This is a genomic window from Nocardioides pantholopis (assembly GCF_003710085.1).
Taxonomy (GTDB): Bacteria; Actinomycetota; Actinomycetes; order Propionibacteriales; family Nocardioidaceae; genus Nocardioides; species Nocardioides pantholopis.
On the sequence record NZ_CP033324.1, the window covers coordinates 671,361 to 688,670 of the forward strand.

At 74.0% G+C, this 17,310-nt stretch carries 19 protein-coding genes; 14 read left to right on the forward strand and 5 right to left on the reverse strand.

Annotated features, from left to right (window positions below):
* Nucleotides 1–7 precede the first annotated feature (7 nt).
* From EBO35_RS03135 to EBO35_RS03145, 3 genes are read right to left on the reverse strand one after another with little or no spacing between them, the layout of a single operon-like run.
* On the reverse strand, nt 8–760 hold the full coding sequence (locus EBO35_RS03135) for a hypothetical protein (protein ID WP_122816436.1): 753 nt from the start codon (nt 758–760) through the stop codon (nt 8–10).
* Entirely contained in the window at nt 751–1,806 is a 1,056-nt protein-coding gene (locus EBO35_RS03140; protein WP_122816437.1) for a hypothetical protein, read from the reverse strand. The genes EBO35_RS03135 and EBO35_RS03140 overlap by 10 nt, the downstream gene beginning before the upstream one ends.
* Nucleotides 1,803–2,084 carry a hypothetical protein gene (locus tag EBO35_RS03145; protein WP_122816438.1) on the reverse strand — a complete coding sequence of 94 codons (282 nt, stop codon included), beginning with the start codon at nt 2,082–2,084 and terminating at the stop codon, nt 1,803–1,805. Before EBO35_RS03145 ends, EBO35_RS03140 begins: the two co-directional genes overlap by 4 nt.
* A 148-nt stretch (nt 2,085–2,232) precedes the next feature.
* Here EBO35_RS03145 and EBO35_RS03150 point away from each other — a divergent pair, with 148 nt between their 5' ends.
* Nucleotides 2,233–2,796, forward strand: coding sequence for a hypothetical protein (locus EBO35_RS03150; RefSeq protein ID WP_122816439.1), 564 nt, complete (start codon nt 2,233–2,235; stop codon nt 2,794–2,796).
* A 6-nt stretch (nt 2,797–2,802) separates the two neighbouring features.
* On the opposite strand, the gene EBO35_RS03155 is transcribed toward EBO35_RS03150, so the two are convergent.
* Nucleotides 2,803–3,486, reverse strand: a complete 684-nt coding sequence (locus EBO35_RS03155) for a TetR/AcrR family transcriptional regulator (RefSeq protein ID WP_241153839.1) — start codon at nt 3,484–3,486, stop codon at nt 2,803–2,805.
* A gap of 92 nt (nt 3,487–3,578) precedes the next feature.
* Between EBO35_RS03155 and EBO35_RS03160 the strand changes: the two genes are divergently transcribed.
* The 11 genes from EBO35_RS03160 to EBO35_RS03210 all read left to right on the forward strand — a co-directional run bounded on the left by EBO35_RS03160 (nt 3,579) and on the right by EBO35_RS03210 (nt 14,076).
* Nucleotides 3,579–4,487 carry an AurF N-oxygenase family protein gene (locus EBO35_RS03160; protein ID WP_122816441.1) on the forward strand — a complete coding sequence of 303 codons (909 nt, stop codon included), beginning with the start codon at nt 3,579–3,581 and terminating at the stop codon, nt 4,485–4,487.
* An 8-nt stretch (nt 4,488–4,495) separates the two neighbouring features.
* On the forward strand, nt 4,496–5,842 hold the full coding sequence (locus tag EBO35_RS19850; protein WP_122816442.1) for an FAD-dependent oxidoreductase: 1,347 nt from the start codon (nt 4,496–4,498) through the stop codon (nt 5,840–5,842).
* Nucleotides 5,843–5,922: 80 nt separating this feature from the next.
* Nucleotides 5,923–6,918: a Bug family tripartite tricarboxylate transporter substrate binding protein gene (locus tag EBO35_RS03170; RefSeq protein WP_206422648.1), complete on the forward strand. Its 996-nt coding sequence runs from the start codon at nt 5,923–5,925 to the stop codon at nt 6,916–6,918.
* Nucleotides 6,915–7,466 (forward strand): tripartite tricarboxylate transporter TctB family protein, encoded by a 552-nt coding sequence (locus EBO35_RS03175; RefSeq protein WP_122816443.1) that lies wholly within the window; start codon nt 6,915–6,917, stop codon nt 7,464–7,466. The genes EBO35_RS03170 and EBO35_RS03175 overlap by 4 nt, the downstream gene beginning before the upstream one ends.
* Before the next feature lies 1 nt (nt 7,467).
* Nucleotides 7,468–8,952 (forward strand): tripartite tricarboxylate transporter permease, encoded by a 1,485-nt coding sequence (locus EBO35_RS03180; RefSeq protein WP_122816444.1) that lies wholly within the window; start codon nt 7,468–7,470, stop codon nt 8,950–8,952.
* Nucleotides 8,953–9,051: 99 nt separating this feature from the next.
* Nucleotides 9,052–9,864, forward strand: a complete 813-nt coding sequence (locus EBO35_RS03185; RefSeq protein WP_122819237.1) for a slipin family protein — start codon at nt 9,052–9,054, stop codon at nt 9,862–9,864.
* A 55-nt stretch (nt 9,865–9,919) separates the two neighbouring features.
* Nucleotides 9,920–10,306 carry a DUF2695 domain-containing protein gene (locus EBO35_RS03190; protein ID WP_122816445.1) on the forward strand — a complete coding sequence of 129 codons (387 nt, stop codon included), beginning with the start codon at nt 9,920–9,922 and terminating at the stop codon, nt 10,304–10,306.
* Between the two features lie 339 nt (nt 10,307–10,645).
* The gene (locus tag EBO35_RS03195; protein ID WP_122816446.1) at nt 10,646–11,878 is read left to right on the forward strand and encodes a TerC family protein; all 1,233 of its coding nucleotides are present in this window, start codon (nt 10,646–10,648) and stop codon (nt 11,876–11,878) included.
* A 62-nt stretch (nt 11,879–11,940) separates the two neighbouring features.
* Nucleotides 11,941–12,408, forward strand: coding sequence for a TspO/MBR family protein (locus EBO35_RS03200; protein WP_122816447.1), 468 nt, complete (start codon nt 11,941–11,943; stop codon nt 12,406–12,408).
* 12 nt (nt 12,409–12,420) lie between these two features.
* Entirely contained in the window at nt 12,421–13,572 is a 1,152-nt protein-coding gene (rlmC, locus tag EBO35_RS03205; RefSeq protein ID WP_122816448.1) for a 23S rRNA (uracil(747)-C(5))-methyltransferase RlmC, read from the forward strand.
* A 39-nt stretch (nt 13,573–13,611) separates the two neighbouring features.
* Nucleotides 13,612–14,076 carry a hypothetical protein gene (locus EBO35_RS03210; protein ID WP_122816449.1) on the forward strand — a complete coding sequence of 155 codons (465 nt, stop codon included), beginning with the start codon at nt 13,612–13,614 and terminating at the stop codon, nt 14,074–14,076.
* An 86-nt stretch (nt 14,077–14,162) separates the two neighbouring features.
* Here EBO35_RS03210 and EBO35_RS03215 read toward each other — a convergent pair whose 3' ends face one another.
* Complete coding sequence (locus tag EBO35_RS03215) at nt 14,163–15,314, reverse strand: ScyD/ScyE family protein (RefSeq protein ID WP_164477779.1); 1,152 nt, start codon at nt 15,312–15,314, stop codon at nt 14,163–14,165.
* A gap of 114 nt (nt 15,315–15,428) precedes the next feature.
* Between EBO35_RS03215 and EBO35_RS03220 the strand changes: the two genes are divergently transcribed.
* Both EBO35_RS03220 and EBO35_RS03225 read left to right on the forward strand, forming a co-directional pair.
* Nucleotides 15,429–16,418: an aldo/keto reductase gene (locus tag EBO35_RS03220; protein ID WP_122816451.1), complete on the forward strand. Its 990-nt coding sequence runs from the start codon at nt 15,429–15,431 to the stop codon at nt 16,416–16,418.
* Between the two features lie 29 nt (nt 16,419–16,447).
* On the forward strand, nt 16,448–17,302 hold the full coding sequence (locus tag EBO35_RS03225) for a hypothetical protein (RefSeq protein ID WP_164477780.1): 855 nt from the start codon (nt 16,448–16,450) through the stop codon (nt 17,300–17,302).
* Nucleotides 17,303–17,310: the final 8 nt, after the last annotated feature.

Here is a 17,310-nt window from a genome sequence, read left to right on the forward strand (position 1 = left end):
GCCCGGATCACGACCAGGTCCGGAACGGCTCGAGCGCCGCCGGGTCGGTGAGCGTCGCGCGCAGCTCCGGGTGCTCGGTGAAGTGCCGGGCGGCGGCGAGGATCGCCGAGGGCGCCCAGGCGTGGGAGTGCAGCGAGCAGGTGATCGGCCTGGTCGAGCCGACCAGGACGACCCCCAGGTGCGGGTGGAAGTTGCCGAGCGCCTCGATGCGCTCGATCTCCGCCCAGGGCAGGTGCCGGTGGGCAGGGATCCAGAGCGGCAGCGTGAGGCCGTCGGGGTCGAAGCGGATCTGGGGTGAGACCACCCACGTCAGCGTGAGCGCGCCGGCGAAGAGGAGCACGATGACCACGCCGAGGACTCGGTCACCCGGCCCCGGGGGCCACCCGATCGCGAAGGCGCCGGCTGCGGCGCAGGCCACGAACCCGACGCGCGCGGTCGCGATCGGCAGCCGGCGCACCGGCAGGTCGAGCCCGTCGCCGACGGGCACGGCGGGCGGCGGATCCCCGCGCCGCAGTGGCCGGACGAGGCCGGCCAGGAAGGCCACGGTCATGGCCAGCGCGGTGAGTGCCACGCCCAACGTCACGCCGCCGACCCTCTCCTCCCCGGGCACCGACAGCGTGAGCACGCCGAGCCAGGCGAAGAGCCCCTCGACGGCGATCAGGAACAGCATCTGGACGAGGACGACCACGTGCGCCACGCTGCGGTAGGCCGCCTCCGGGGCGGGCACCGGTCGCAGCCGGATCACCCAGCTCAGAACCATCCCTTCACCGACTTCCAGGCCTCGCCCGCCTCGTCCTTGGTGTCCTCCCACTGGTCCTCGACCCACTCGTCGGCCGGGTCGGTGAAGCTGTCGGGCAGCCGGTCCCAGCCCCACTTGGTGCCCTCGCTGCCGAAGTAGGCGACCGCGGCGCCGACCACGACCGTCCCGACCGTCGGCACGGTGACCGGCGCTGTGGCGAGCGCCAGCCCGGTGCCGACACCGACCGCGAGCAGGCCGCCGGCCGGCTTGTCGCCCTCCAGGGCGCCGAGGCCGTCCACCGCCGTGCCGGCGGGCCCGAGCGCCCGGCCGGTGGCGTCGGCGAGCCTGGACAGGCCGCGCAGCCGGTCCGCCTCGTCGAGCGGCACCGGTCCCGGCGCCCGCCGAGGCGGTTCGCCGGTGCCGCGGGCCCGCTCCAGGTCGTCGGCCCGGTCCTGCAGCGAGCGGGCGATCTCCTCGACCGCGTGCTCCGCCAGCTTCTGCCCGACGCTGCGGCCGAGCCCGTCGAAGTGCCGGCGGACCAGCTGCGCCCACTGCGCGACGTCGTCGGTCTCGACGTCGCGCGCCGCCGCGGCCAGGTGCTCCGCGGCCCAGGCCACGAAGCGCAGGTGCTCGGCAGGGACCTCCCGGGCGAGCTGGTCGTAGAGCTCGGCCGGGTCCCCGGTCGCGCCCAGGACCCGCACCGGCGGCTCCAGGATCAGGGTGCCGGCGACTGTCAGGCCGCCCGCGGTGGCCCGGTCGCGGCACGAGGCCATCAGCTGCTGCAGGGCCCGCAGCCGGGCGGCGTACGCCGTGAGGGCGCCGGCCGCGCGCTCCACCCGTGCGGCGTGCTCGTCGACCAGCCGCAGCAGCCGGGCGTCGAGCCGCTCGTAGGACGAGCCGGCCTGGCCGTGGAACCCGGCCAGCGCTGCGGCCCGGGCGGCGGCGAGCTGGTCGCCGGCGCCGCGCAGGCCCGACGCGAGCGAGGTCCGCAGCCAGGTGGCGGCTGCGTCGACGCTGTCGGGGGAGCCGTCCACCCGGGTCTCGATGCCGGCGGTGAGGGCGCTCACGACCCGCCCCGCAGCCGCTCGAAGCGAGCGTGCAGCTGCTCGTCGGTCGACCCGAGCTCCGCACCCACGGCCCGGACCGCGGCGGCCGTCGCCGCGCTGACGACGGCGAGCTGGCCGGCGGTCCCGACCAGCCGGGAGCAGATCGCGAGGAGGTCGCCGGTCGCCGGCCCGGCGTCGAGGACCGGAGGGCGGGCCAGCTCGCCGATCCGCCGCGTCGCCAGCGTGTGGCAGCGGGCGATCGTCGCGTCAGTGCCGGGGTCGAGCTCGAGCTGCGTCATGCCGTCCAGTACGCCGCACCGGCCCGGGGGCGGCAAGGGCGCCCGGGGCCGCTGTGGAAAAGCACCGGTCCTGGGGATGCGCCGGGCCAGCTGAGGGGGCAGGCTCGGGAAGCACCCAGCACCCAGCACCCAGCGAACGGAGCCCCCCATGACCTTCCTCCAGTCCCGCCCGATCCGGCTGACCGCCGCCGCGGCGGCACTCGTCGCCGCCACCGGGGTCCTGACCGCCCCCTCGGCGGCCGCCGCCACCCCGGTCCAGCGGACCTACACCGACCCCGCGGACCCCGGCGCGGCGTACGACATCCGGTCCCTCACCCTCCGTTCGGCCCCCGCCGCGAACACGCGGGCCAAGGTCGTCGTGAAGCACGCGCGGCGGGTCCGGGTCGGCGACGCCACCGACGTCTGGGTCAACCTCGACGCCGACCGGGCGCCCGACCTGCACATCACCGCGTACTCCTTCTCCGAGTACGCCGTGTTCCGGGCCCGCTCCTTCACCCGGGACGGCCGCGACATCAGCGACCGCGACTGCGCCCGGGTCAGCATGGCCGGGCGTCGCACGGTGGTGCGGCTGCTGCCGGACTGCCTCGGGCCGTCGCGGCGGTACGCCGTCTCGGTGCGCACCTCCCGGGACGACCGGCCCCCGCGGGCCGTGGACTGGGCGCCGGCGCGCCGGGCCTTCACCGGGAAGGTCTGGTCCTACCAGCCGGCCTAGGAGCGCTCAGCCGAAGAGCGGCTCGTCCAGCTCGATCTGGAGGCCGACGGCACGCAGCTGGTGCTCGAGGATCGCCCAGATCGAGCCGGAGACGAACTCGGTCATCTGCTCCAGCGGCAGCGAGCCGGGGGAGTCGACCCACCGGTTGGCTGCCGCGTCGACGAAGCCGACCAGCCCGTGGGAGAGCGGCTCGGCGAGCCCGATCTCGGCGCCCGCGGCATTGAGGAACTCCGCGAACAGGCCGGTCAGGTGCCCCGCGATCGCGCCCTTGATGTCGGTGACCGCGTCGTGGCCGTCCATCGCGCCCGAGGCGGAGTGCCGGACCAGGTAGCGGTAGAGGTTGCGGTGCTCGGTGAGGAAGCCGAGGTGGGCGACCACCGTGCCCTCGATGATCTCGCGCGGGGTGCCGGAGGCCTCCCACAGCGGGGTCAGCTCGGCCGAGACCAGCTCGACAGCGCGAGCGGCGATCGCCCGGTTCAGCTCGCCCGCGCCGGAGAAGTGCTTGTAGAGCCGGGTCCGGGCGACGCCGGCGCGCTGGGCGATCTGCTCGGTGGACACGTCGGGTCCGTGCTCGGCGATAGCGGCCAGGGCCGCGTCGACGAACTCCGCCCGCCGGCGTTCGTGCTGCCCTGCCCAGCGGGCGGCGCGGCCGTCGGGCGCGCCGTCGTCGGGAGCGGGAGAAGCGGACACGGAATCGAGTCTAAGCCTTCCATGTAGGGGGTACATGACGTACGCTCAAAGTTAGGGGTACGCGTCGTACCCACGACCCGGAGGTGATCCGCATGACCGCCACCCAGCAGCACGCGCCCCAGGCGCAGTCCAGCGCCGACGTCTCCCGCCGGCTCCTGGAGTCCAGCGCGACCCTCTCCTACGATCCGATGACCGAGGTCGACTGGGACGCGCCGCTCTCGCCGGACCACTACGGCCTCAACCCGGAGTGGAGCACGCTCTACGGGACCCCGCTGTGGCAGGAGCTGAGCCACGAGCAGCGGGTGACGCTGACCCGCCACGAGGTCGCCTCGATCATGAGCATCGGCATCTGGTTCGAGATGATCCTGCAGCAGATGGTGCTGCGCGACCGCTACGTGAGCGACTACTCCGACCCGGAGTTCCAGTTCGCGCTCACCGAGATCGCCGACGAGTGCCGGCACTCGATCATGTTCGCCCGTGCCTGCCAGAAGATGGGCATCTCCGCCTACTTCCCCACCCGGCCAGCCGTGGAGCTGGCCCGGCTGTTCAAGTCGTTCGCCGGGGCCGAGCAGGCGTACGGCGGGATCCTGGTCGCCGAGGAGATCCTCGACGTCATGCAGCGCGACTGGATGCGGGGCGAGGAGGTGCTGCCGATCGTCCGCACGACCAGCAAGATCCACGTGGTCGAGGAGTCGCGGCACATGAAGTTCGCCCGCCAGGAGATCCGCGACCGGATGGCCGGCGCGGGCGCGGCCCGCCGACGGGCCAGCAGCACCGTGATCGCGATCGCTGCCTACGTCATCGTCAAGAACATGGTGAACAGGGACGTGTACGCGGCCGCCGGCCTGGACGCGGACCGGGCCGTGGCCGAGGCGGCCCGCAACACCCACCACCAGACGATGATGCGCTCCAGCTGCGTGCACCTGATGGACTTCCTCGCCGAGGTCGGCCTGCTCACCCGTCCCGCACGCGCGATCTACCGCCGCGTGCACATGCTCTAGGAGCCGATGTGGCCTACGCCGTCACCCAGGCCTGCTGCAACGACGCCTCCTGCGTGTCGGTCTGCCCGGTCAACTGCATCCACCCCACGCCCGAGGAGCGCGAGTTCGGCAGCACCGAGATGGTGCACATCGACCCGCGCATCTGCATCGACTGCGGCGCCTGCGCCGACGCCTGCCCGGTCGACGCGGTCAAGCCGATCGACCTGCTGCGGGGGCCCGAGGAGGCCTACGCCGCGCTCAATGCGGCCTGGTACGACGGCACCGAGCCGCAGGAGTGGGGCCCGCCGCACTTCCCGGCCGCGCCGCCGGCCGGCGCGCGCGACCTGCGGGTCGCGGTCGTCGGCACCGGCCCGTCGGCCGGGTACGCCGCCCAGGCGCTGGTCACCGCGGGCGTGCGCGTCACGATGGTCGAGCGGCTCTCCGAGGCCGGGGGGCTGATCCGCTTCGGAGTCGCCCCCGACCACCCGGGGACCCGGCGGATCGGGTCCCGCTTCGCCGCCCTGCGCGAGCACCCGCGGGTGAAGACCCGGCTCGGTGTGGAGGTCGGCCGTGACGTGACCCACCAGCAGCTGCTGCGCGATCACGACGCCGTGCTGTACGCCGTCGGCGCCAGCGACCACCGCCGCCTCGACGTGCCGGGCGAGGAGCTGCCCGGCGTGGTCCCGGCCCGGCGCCTGGTCGGCTGGTACAACGGCCACCCCGACGCACCCCGCAGCGTGCCGCTCGACACCGAGCGGGCAGTCGTCGCCGGCGTCGGCAACGTCGCGCTGGACGTGGCCCGGGTGCTGCTCACCGACCCCGACCGGCTCGCGGGCACCGACATCGCCCGTCCCGCCCTGGCCGCGCTGCGCGACAGCCGGATCCGCGAGGTGGTCCTGCTGGGCCGCCGCGGCCCCGAGCACGCGGCGTACAGCAACAGCGAGATGCTCGAGCTCGAGCACCACCCCGACCTCGACGTGGTGCGCACCGAGGAGCCGCTCGCCGACCTGCCGCCGGCCGAACGGCCGCGGGTCGTGCTGGCGTTCTCCTCCACGCTGGCGGCCATCGAGGGCGAGGGCCGCGCCGAGCGGGTGCGGCTGGTGCGTCCCACCGGCCCGGAGACCCTCGAGGCCGGGCTCGTGGTCCCCGCCATCGGCTTCCGCGGCGCCCCGGTCCCGGGCCTGCCCTTCGACGACGCGACCGGCACCGTGCCGCACGAGGCCGGCCGCGTGGTGGGCGGCGCGGCCGAGCGCGCGTACGTCGTGGGCTGGATCAAGCGCGGCCCCTCCGGCGGCATCGGGGCCAACCGGCAGTGCGCCGAGGAGACCGTCGCGACCCTGCTCGCCGACGTGGCGGCGCTCAGCGCCCGGCGCTGAGCGACCGCGCCCCGGGGCGGTCCCGGGGTGTGCGGGGGTGACAGGCGTTTGTGACCTGGGTCACGGGGTATCGCGCAGGGGTGAAGAGGTTCCTGCCGTACGCCCTCGCGGTGGTGCTGGCGGTCGCGCTGGTCGTGGTGACCCGGACCGGCGACGAGGCCTCGTCGGCAGCCGAGGACCTGCTCGGCGACCGGCAGCTCCAGGTGATGGCGCCCGCCGACCCCGGGGGCGGCTGGGACTCCACCGCCCGCGAGATGCAGGGTGCGCTGCAGGACCTGACCGGGCGCAGCGAGGTCTACAACGTGGGCGGCGCCGGCGGCACGATCGGGCTGAGCCAGTTCGCGCAGCTCGACGGGCAGGTCAACCAGCTCATGGTGATGGGCCTGGTGATGGTCGGCGCGATCGCTGCCAACGAGCCCGAGGTGGACCTGACCGACGTCACCCCGATCGCCGAGCTGACCACCGAGCCGCTCGCGATCGTGGTGCCGGCCGACTCCGGGATCCGCGACCCCGCGGGCCTGGTGGCCGCGCTCGAGGCCGACATCGGGTCGGTCTCCTGGGCCGGCGGGTCGGCCGGCGGTGCCGAGCAGATCCTGGCCGGCCTGGTCGCCCAGGCGGCCGGGCTGGAGGCCAGCCGGATCAACTACATCGCCCACTCCGGCGGCGGCGAGGCCGTCGCGACGCTGCTCAGCGGCAGCGCCACCGTGGGGCTCTCCGGCGTCTCGGAGCTCAAGCCGCAGATCGATGCCGGGGCGCTGCGGGCGCTCGCGGTGTCCGGTGCCGAGCCGAGCGAGGCCCTGCCCGGCGTGCCGACCCTGCGTGAGGGAGGCATCGACGTCGAGCTCACCAACTGGCGCGGGGTGGTGGCGCCGCCGGGCCTCACCGACGAGGAGCGCGACGGGCTGGAGGACCTGATGGCCGAGATGGTCGAGACCGACGCCTGGGCCGAGGCGCTGGAGCGCGAGGGCTGGACCGACGCGTTCGCCCCGGGTGAGGAGTTCCGGACCTTCGTGACCGCGGAGATCGAGCGCGTCGACGCGGTCGTCGCCGACCTCGGGATCGGACGGGTCTCGTGAGCCGCCGGTCCCGGCGCCACGAGTCGGTCAACGTCCGCGGCGACCTGGTCGGCCCGCAGGAGGCCGAGCAGCTCGGCGTCGCCGACGACCGGCGCACGGCGCTGGCCACGATGGTCCTCGGCGCGCTGATGGTCGTGATCGGCGCGGTCGTGCTGGTCCAGGCCGGGCGGCTGGACAACGGCGACGACCTCGTCGGCGCCGCCACCGCGCCCTGGGTCGTCGGCGCGCTGATGTTCCTCGTCGGGGTGCTGCTCGCGATCCGCGGGCGCCGCGACATGGGCGTGTGGGAGGTCTCCGCGCACACCACCGCCCAGGACTGGAAGCGGATGGGCGTGCTGCTCGGCGTGCTCCTCGGCTTCGCGGTCGTGGTGCCCTGGCTGGGGTACGTCGTCTCCGCGACGCTGCTGTTCGGGTGCACAGCTGTCGTGCTGGGCGCCCCGCACCGGCTGCGCTCGTTCGCCACCGGCTTCTGCGTGGCGGCGCTGGTCTTCCTCGCCTTCGACGCCGCGATCGGGATCTCGCTCCCGGCCGGGCCCTGGGGGTTCTGAGGTGGACTCCCTCGACCTGCTGCTCAACGGGTTCGGCGACGCGCTCACCCCGACCAACCTGCTGCTCGCGTTCCTCGGCGTCACCCTCGGCACCGCCGTCGGCGTGCTGCCCGGCATCGGGCCGGCCCTGACCGTCGCGCTGCTGCTGCCGATCACCTACCGGCTCGATCCCACCGGCGCCCTGATCCTGTTCGCCGGCGTCTACTACGGCGGCATGTACGGCGGCTCGACGACCGCGATCCTGCTCAACACCCCCGGCGAGTCGGCGTCGATGGTGGCGGCGCTGGAGGGCAACAAGATGGCCCGCGCCGGGCGGGCCGCCCCGGCGCTGGCGACCGCCGCCATCGGCTCCTTCGTCGCCGGCACGATCGCGACAGTGCTGCTGACGTTCGTGGCGCAGCCGTTCGCCGACGTGGCTGTGAAATTCACCCCCGCCGACTACGTCGCGCTGATGGCGATCGCCTTCGTCACCGTCGCCACGCTGCTCGGGGCGAGCCCGCTCAAGGGCATCGCCTCGCTGCTGATCGGCCTCACCATCGGGCTGATCGGCATCGAGTCCCAGAGCGGCCAGGCCCGGCTCACCTTCGGGGTGGACACGCTCCTGGACGGGGTGGACGTGGTGATCGTCGTCGTGGCGCTCTTCGCGATCGGCGAGGTCTTCGCGCACGCGCTCAAGGGCGGCGGGGGCGGCACTGTCACGCCGCTGCACGGCCGGGCCGTGATGTCGCGCCAGGACTGGCGCCGCTCCTGGCCCGCCTGGCTGCGCGGCACGGCGTACGGCTTCCCGATCGGCGCCCTGCCCGCCGGCGGCGCGGAGATCCCGACGTTCCTCTCCTACGCGACCGAGAAGCGGCTCTCCAAGCACCCCGAGGAGTTCGGCCACGGCGCGATCGAGGGCGTCGCCGGCCCGGAGGCTGCCAACAACGCCGCGGCGGCCGGCGTCCTGGTGCCGCTGCTGACCATCGGCCTGCCGACCTCGGCGACGGCGGCGGTGATCCTCACCGCGTTCCAGTCCTACGGGCTCCAGCCCGGCCCGCAGCTGTTCACCGAGTCCGGGCCGCTGGTCTACGCGCTGATCGCCTCGCTCTACATCGGCAACGTGATGCTGCTGGTGCTCAACCTGCCGCTGGCGAAGGTCTGGGCGCGGCTGCTGCAGATCCCGGCGTACGCGATCTACGCGGGGATCATGGTCTTCGCGACGCTCGGCACCTTCGCCTCCGGCGGCGGGCTGCCCGACCTGCTGCTGCTCTACGTCATCGGGCTGCTCGGCGTGCTGATGACGATGGCCGACGTCCCGGTCGCCCCGGCGATCGTCGGGCTGATCCTCGGGCCGCTCTTCGAGACCCAGCTGCGCCGGGCGCTGCTGATCTCGGAGGGCGACCTCTCGGCGCTCGTGGACACCCGGCTCTCGGTGTTCCTGTGGTGCGTGGCGGCGCTCGCGCTGGTCGGGCCGTTCGTGTACGGCCGGCTGCGGCGGCGCCGGTAGGCCCGGCCGGGACGGCCCCGCTCCCGGGCGCTGCCCGGTCGCCGCGCCGCGGCGTACGCTCGACAGGGTGGCTTGCGCCTCAGCCTCTCGGAGGTCGTCATGGACGTCGTGCTCTACGTCGTGGGTTCCCTGGTCGCGCTCGGCGGGCTGGCGGGCGCCTCGAGCCTGCGGGTGGTCAAGCAGGTCGAGCGTGGCGTGGTCTTCCGGCTGGGCCGCGCCCAGCCGGACCTGCGGCCGCCCGGCGTGACCCGGCTGGTGCCAGTCGTCGACCGGATGACCCGGGTGAACATCCAGGTGGCGACGATGCCGGTCCCCGCCCAGGACGGGATCACCCGCGACAACGTCACGGTCCGGGTGGACGCGGTCGTCTACTTCCGGGTGATCGACCCGCTGCGGGCGATCGTCGAAGTGCAGGACTACGGGTTCGCGATCTCGCAGGTCGCCCAGACCTCGCTGCGCTCGATCATCGGCAAGAGCGACCTCGACGACCTGCTCTCGAACCGGGACCGGCTCAACCAGGGACTCGAGGTGATGCTCGACAGCCCAGCGGCGGGCTGGGGCATCGAGATCGACCGGGTCGAGATCAAGGACGTTGCGCTGCCGGAGTCGATGAAGCGCTCGATGTCACGCCAGGCCGAGGCCGAGCGTGAGCGCCGCTCCCGGGTGATCACCGCCGAGGGCGAGCTCCAGGCCTCGCAGCGGCTCGCCGACGCGGCCACCGCGATGGCCGACACCCCGGCGGCCCTGCAGCTGCGGCTGCTCCAGACGATGGTCGAGGTCGCGGCGGAGAAGAACTCGACACTGGTGCTGCCGTTCCCGGTCGAGATGCTGCGCTACTTCGAGGCGATGGCGGGGGAGCGGCCCGCCCGCGAGGCCCCGCCCGACGGCGCCGCCCGGGACCGCGACGCGTGAGAGCTGTCGGTGGCGCCGCGTAGGACAGGGGGAACCGACGACGAGGGGGACCCCGATGACCGACACCACGATCGCCGCCGAGGCCGAGGGGCTGGTCCAGGCGCTCGCCGAGGAGCTGACCACCCCGCGGCCCGGCGAGTGCCTGGCCTGCTTCGTGCTGCGGATGCTCGACGACTTCGGCTGCGACGAGACCCCCCGGTTCGCGCTCCGCTTCCGCGACCTGCGCGCGCCCCGGGCGACGGCGCTGCGCGAGCGGCTGGGCTCGATGGGGGCGTTCTGCGACTGCGAGATCTTCCTCAACGGGCTCACCGCGTCCGCGCGCCGGCGCCGCTACGACGCGGACGGCGAGGAGCTGGCGCCCGAGGCGCCGCGCTGCGCGGGCGTCCGGCGCGGCTCCACCCAGGCCTGCGAGGAGTGGGACCGACGGCCGTGGTGGTCCTGACCCGGACGGCCTTGCTCAAGAAATCCTCAAGGAACCTCTATTCGGGTAGCGCGGAGACGCAGGCCACGTAGATTCGTACTTGACCCCGCTGGCGACCCGAGACGCCAGCGGGGTCACCTCCATTTCAGAGCGGTTCAGGGTGGTCCAGGCCCTTCGAGCCGGCCGTCGGGAACGCTGCGGCGCGCCCGACCGTTGAAGTCTTGACGTCCAGACTTCAGGAGAAATGTTGAGCCTCATCATCGGACTCGTGGCCTCCCGGCCGCTTCCGGGTACCAGTGACCGGCGCCGCGGCGCGGCCTGCCCCCAGCGCACCACCCTGCGCGACGTGAGGAGCATCTGATGGACGTGCCCACCTGGGTCTGGGGCCTCACGGTCGTGGGCATCCTCGGTCTGCTGGCCTTCGACTTCTTCTTCCACGTCCGCAAGGCGCACGTGCCGACGCTGAAGGAGGCGAGCATCTGGTCGGCGCTCTACGTCGGCATCGCGATCCTCTTCGGAATCGGCGTGCTGGTCTTCGGCGGCGGGACGATGGGCGGTGAGTACTTCGCCGGCTACATCACCGAGAAGGCGCTCTCGGTCGACAACCTCTTCGTCTTCCTCATCATCATGGCCAGCTTCCGGGTGCCTCGCGAGGACCAGCAGAAGGTGCTGCTCGTCGGCATCGTGATCGCGCTGATCGCCCGCTCCGGCTTCATCTTCGTCGGCGCCGCGCTGATCAACTCCTTCGCCTGGGTCTTCTACCTCTTCGGCCTGATCCTGCTGCTGACCGCCGGGAACATGCTCAAGGGCGACCACGACGAGGCCGAGGGCGCCGACAACTTCATCATCAAGATCGCCCGCCGGTTCCTGCACACCAGCGACCACTACGACGGCGACAAGCTGTTCACGATGGAGAACGGCAAGCGGGTGATGACCCCGATGCTGCTGGTGATGGTGGCGATCGGCGGCACCGACATCCTCTTCGCCCTCGACTCGATCCCGGCGATCTTCGGCCTGACGCAGAACACCTTCATCGTCTTCACCGCCACGGCCTTCAGCCTGCTCGGCCTGCGCCAGCTCTTCTTCCTCATCGACGGCCTGCTGGACCGCCTCATCTACCTCTCCTACGGGCTGGCCGCGATCCTGGCGTTCATCGGCGTGAAGCTGGTGCTGCACGCCCTGCACGAGAACAACGTGCCGTTCATCAACGACGGCGAGCACGTCACGGTCGTCGAGATCAGCACCGCACTCTCGCTCTCGGTCATCGTCGGGATCCTGGTGATCACCGTCCTGGCCTCGCTGTTCAGCAAGAAGGGCAAGGCGAGCATGGCCATCGGCAACGCCCGCCGGCACGCCACGGCGTACCTCGACGCGGAGTACACCGCCGACGCCGCGGAGCGGGAGCGGATCTTCGCCAAGCTCCTCGAGGAGCGCGACCAGATCGTGGCGCTCGGTCCGAAGTACCGCGCGATGGTGCGCGACGAGACCGAGCTGATGGAGCTGCTGGACCGGTGCCGCACCAGCCACGACGAGGCCGCCGCCGCGGGCCGCGAGCCGCAGCAGGACTCCGACAAGCTCCGCACGGGCCAGTGACAGCACGGTGACCAGCAGGACCTGAGCCGCGCGCGGTTGGGGAGCCGAGACACAGTGGGGGCATGCGCTCCTACGCCGTCACCGGTCTCCTCACCGCGGCGGCGGCCGCGGTCGGCAGCGCCGGGGTGCGCACCGACACGCGGTGGTACCGCCGCCTGGACAAGCCCGCGTGGCAGCCGCCGGGCGCCGCGTTCCCGCTGGTGTGGACCCCGCTGTACGTGCTGATCGGCTGGGGCACCGGCCGCGCCCTGGACCGGGCCCGCGACACCGGCGAGGACCGGCGGGTGCTGGCGCTGACCACCGCGAACCTCGCCGCGAACGCCGGGTGGAACTGGGCGTTCTTCGCCGCCCGCTCGCCGGCCTCGGGGCTCGCGGTGATCGCGGTGCTCGACACCCTGAACGTCGCGCTGGTCCGCGAGGCCGCGCGCCAGGACCGGGCGGCCGCCGCGGCGCTGACGCCGTACGCCGTGTGGTGCGGGTTCGCGACGGTGCTCAACGCCGCGATCTGGTGGCGCAACCGCGGGAAGTAGCCTGCGCGCATCATGCAGTGCCACCACTTCGAGGCCGGCCGGTGCCGGTCCTGCACCTGGCTCGACCAGCCGTACGTCGGACAGGTCGGCGCGAAGCAGGCGCACTGCCGCGACCTGCTCGCCCCCTGGCCGGAGGTCACCTGGCTGCCGCCGGTGACCAGCGCCGAGGTGGGGTTCCGGAACAAGGCCAAGATGGTCGTCGCCGGGTCGGTCGACGCCCCGAGCCTGGGCATCCTCGACCCGGTCGGCGGCGGCGTCGACCTGCGCGACTGCCCGCTGCACGTGGCCCCGATCCGCGCGGCGCTGCCGGTGCTGGCCGGGTTCGTGACCCGCGCCCGCCTGGCGCCGTACGACGTGCCGGCGCGCCGTGGCGAGCTCAAGCACCTGCTGGTGACCGCCTCGCCCGAGGGCGAGCTGATGGTCCGCTTCGTGCTCCGCTCCACCGAGTCGCTGGCCCGGATCCGCAAGCACCTGCCCTGGCTGCGCGAGCACCTGCCGGCGCTGCGGGTCGCCGGGGTGAACCTCCAGCCCGCCCACAAGGCCGTGCTCGAGGGCGAGCAGGAGGTGCTGCTCACCGCGGAGGAGACGCTGCGGATGCGGGTCAACGGGCTGGACCTGCACCTGCGCCCGCAGAGCTTCTTCCAGACCAACACCGAGGTCGCCGCCGCGCTGTACCGGCAGGGTCGCGCCTGGATCGAGGAGGTCGGGCCGCGGACGATGTGGGACCTCTACTGCGGGGTGGGCGGCTTCGCCCTCCACGGGGCCGGCGACGGGCGGCGGGTGCTCGGCGTCGAGACCAGCGCCGAGGCGGTGGCCAGCGCCACCCGCAGCGCGAGCGAGGCCGGGCTGGACGGGGTCCGCTTCGCCGTCGGCGACGCGACGGCGTTCGCGCTCTCCGGCGCCGAGCCCACTCCCGAGCTCGTCGTCGTGAACCCGCCCCGCCGCGGCATCGGGACCGAGCTGGCCGGGTGGCTGGAGGCCTCGACGGTCGAGCACGTCGTCTACTCCAGCTGCAACGCCGCCACGCTGGCCCGGGACCTGGCGGCCATGCCGACGCTGTGCCCGGTCCGGGCCCGGGTGCTCGACATGTTCCCGCAGACCGGTCACTACGAGGTGATCGTGCTGCTGGAGCGGACCGCGCCGGCCGGCAGCGGACCGGCCTGAGCGCGGGGGCCTCGTCCGCGCCGGGTAGCGTTCCGTCTCGTGGCCGATCCCGGGGACTACTGCGAGCTGTGTGACCTGCCGTTCAGCCAGTGCGTGCACGGCCGGCCCGAGCCGGTGCCGGCCGAGCGGCCGGCCCCGGCGCCGCGGGTGAAGGCGCCGCCCCGGGTGCCCGGGACCCGCGCGTCGGCACCGGCTCCGGCGCCCACCCGGGCTCGGCGCTGGACCGCGCCCGAGGAGCTGCGCCCGGCGATCCTGGCGACGCTCCAGGAGGCCGGCGGGGAGCTGGCCGGCGACGACGTCTTCGAGCGGCTCGAGGAGCGGATCGGCGACCTGCTGCGGCCCGGCGACCGGGACCCCAACCCGCAGGGTGAGCTGCGCTGGCGCGCCGCGGCGCGCAAGGCGCGCAAGGCGCTCATGGACGACGGCCTCCTCGCGGCCGCCGGGCCGGGGGTCTGGCGGCTCACCGACGCCGGCCGCACCGCGGATCCGACGCCCGAGGCCTGAGCCCGGACAGGCCGCGCGGCCGACGTACGGGGTTCGTCGGCCGCGCGGGGTCTGGGTGGCTGATCGCCAGGGTGCGATCGGCCGGGCTAGTGCCGGTGCCTGATCACCAGCCTGCTCAGCGTGCTGGGGCCGAACGTCGGCGCCAGGACGTAGACCTGGGTGCCGACGGCGTCCACGCCTCCGGGGAGCACGAACCTGCCGGGCAGGATCTCGCTCACCCGGGCGCGGCCGGGGCGTCCGGGCCGCGGCGTGATCCGGAACAGCCCGCCCACCTCGGCGCCCTCGGTTCCGAGCTCCCACTGCAGCCAGCTCATCGTCGACAGCGAGGCCGCGTAGATCGTGCCACGGCGGTCGACCGCCAGGTCCACGATGGAGGTGAGGCCGTCGGCGACCCGGGTGCAGCTGCCGGCGTCGGGGCGCTCGGGGTCGCAGGTCGCGCCCGCGGCTCCCGGCCGGATCCGCCAGACCTGGGAGCTGCCCGGCGTGGCGGGGAACCCGCGCAGCTCACCGACGTACACCTCACCGCGGGAACCCACGGCGACCGATGTCGCGACCGCCTCGGCCGGGATCGGGGTGCCGGCCGGCGGCAGCGGGTTGCCCTCCGGATCCGTGGCGGGCAGCCCGTCGGGCACCTCGACGGTGCGCGGTGAGAGCTGGGCGAGGGTGCTGATCGCACCGGTCGGCGTGACCCGGAGCACGTCGTTGTTGGCGGCGTCGGCGACCACGGCGCTCCCGTCGGGCAGCACCGCGAGGCCGAAGGGGTTGCTCTCCGCCGGGTCCCCCTCCTGGTTGGTCGGGTCGGGATCGCTCGCCTGGTAGGCCCCGATGTCGGCCAGCGGCCGCGGCTCGTCCCAGCCGCGCCGCCAGCGGTACAGGGTGGCGGCGCCGGTGCCGGGCTCGCCGGCCCCGATGAGGATGTAGACAGTGCCGCGCCGGCCGAGCGCCACCGCGGGGGCGAACCCCGGCGCGACCGACCCGAGCTCGACGACCCGGGCGGGGCGGCCGCGGCGCTCCACGACCAGGCTGAAGGTGCCGTCACCCTCGCTCACCAGGCTCCGGCCGCCGCCGAGCGCGTCGAGCCCCCGGGCGTCGGTCAGGGTCGTGACCGGACGCAGGTCGTAGCGCGGGTGGGCGCCGTGGTGGCCCGGCCGGTCGCCGTGACCGGCCGTCGCCGCCGGGACGAGCGCACCCAGCAGGAGCGCGGCCGCGCCGACGGACGCGAGCAATCGTGACTGCATGGCCCCTCCCAGGGATGTTCGAGGTCTCGGCCCGGACGCTTCACTCAAACGCAGGCGTCCCGGCCGACGCATCGCCAAAATTGACAGCGGATCGCGGCCGGTCATGATGGGGCCATGGATTCCCGGACCCTCGGCCGCACCGGACGCGACGTCTCCGCCCTCGGGCTCGGCACCTGGCAGCTGGGCGCGGACTGGGGGGAGGTCGACGAGGCCGACGCCCGGGCCGTGCTCGAGGCCTCGGTCGAGGCCGGGGTCACGTTCCTCGACACCGCCGACGTGTACGGCGACGGGCGCAGCGAGCAGATCATCGGCCGGTTCCTGCGCGACCACCCCGGTCTCACCGTGGCCACCAAGATGGGCCGGCGCGCCGAGCAGGTGCCGCAGAGCTACACGCTGGCGAACTTCCGGGACTGGACCGACCGCTCGCGGCGCAACCTCGGCGTGGAGACCCTCGACCTCGTGCAGCTGCACTGCCCGCCCAGCGCCACCATCGACGACGACGCCACCTACGACGCCCTGGACACCCTCGTCGAGGAGGGCGCGGTCGCGGCGTACGGCGTGAGCGTCGAGACCGCCGACCAGGCGCTGAGCGCCCTGGCCCGACCGCACGTCGCCACCATCCAGATCATCCTCAACGCGTTCCGGCTCAAGCCGCTGGAGCGGGTGCTTCCCGCCGCCGCGGACTCCGGGGTGGGCATCATCGCCCGGGTGCCGCTGGCCTCGGGCCTGCTCGCCGGCCGCTACGACGAGCAGACCCGGTTCGCCGCCGACGACCACCGCTCGTTCAACCGCGACGGCAGCGCCTTCGACGTGGGGGAGACCTTCTCCGGCGTGCCGTACGACGACGGCGTCGCGGCCGCCCGCGCGTTCAGCGCGCTGGTGCGCGAGCACGGTCCGGCCGGGGCGGCGCCGGCCCAGGTCGCCCTCGCCTGGGTGGCCCAGCAGCCCGGCGTCAGCACCGTGATCCCGGGCGCGCGCAACCCCGAGCAGGCTCGGGCGAACGCCGCGGCCGGCGACCTGCCGCCGCTCTCCCCGGCGCTGCTCGACGGCGTCCGGGCGATCTACGAGGAGCGGATCAGGTCGGCTGTGCACGACCGCTGGTGAGCTCGGGTCGGTCGCTACCCTGGGTGGAGATGACTGATCAGAACCCACCCAAACTCGACATCGACTGGGTCAAGACCGCCGCCGGGGCGTTGGCCGCCGTGTCCTCCGCCGTCCTCCTCTCGACCCTGGGCGCTGCGGGCACCCTGATCGGGGCCGCGCTGGGCAGCGTCGCGGCGACCGTGACGACCGCGCTCTACAGCCAGGGACTGGCCCGGTCCAAGGCCAAGGTCGCCGCGGTCCAGGAGCAGGCCCTGCAGAAGGTCGGCATCGCCCAGACCGAGGTACGCCGCGCCGGCCGCCGCCCGGACGCCTCGCAGGCCCACCTCGAGCACGCCGAGGACCAGCTGGCGGAGGCCAAGGACGGCCTCGACGACCTGCAGGACACCGCCGGCACGTCGTCGTGGCGCCAGGTCCTCGCGGGGCTGCCGTGGAAGCGCATCGCCCTGCTCAGCGCCGGGGTGTTCCTGATCGCCGTGGTGGCGATCAGCCTCTTCGAGGCGCTCTCCGGCAAGCCGGTCTCCTCCTACACCGGCGGCTCCGACCAGGACGGCCGGACCTCGATCAGCCGGCTCACCGGCTCCGGCGGAGACGACTCCCCGAAGAAGGAGCGCGACAAGCCGGAGCCGTCCCGGTCGCCGGCCTCGAGCACCCCGTCCGACGAGGCGACGCCGCGGGACGACTCCGACTCCGACTCGGACACCGGGTCGGACACCGACCCGACCCCGACTCCCAGCACCCCGTCGCCGACGACCGGCGCAACGCCCAGTGAGCAGACGACACCGCAGCCGCGCGAGGCCCAGCCGAGCTCGACGCCGAAGGCGCCGGCCCAGGGGGTGGAGCCGCGGGAGGCGGTCCCGTCCCAGGGCGGGTCCGCGGCCCCGTGAGTGATGGC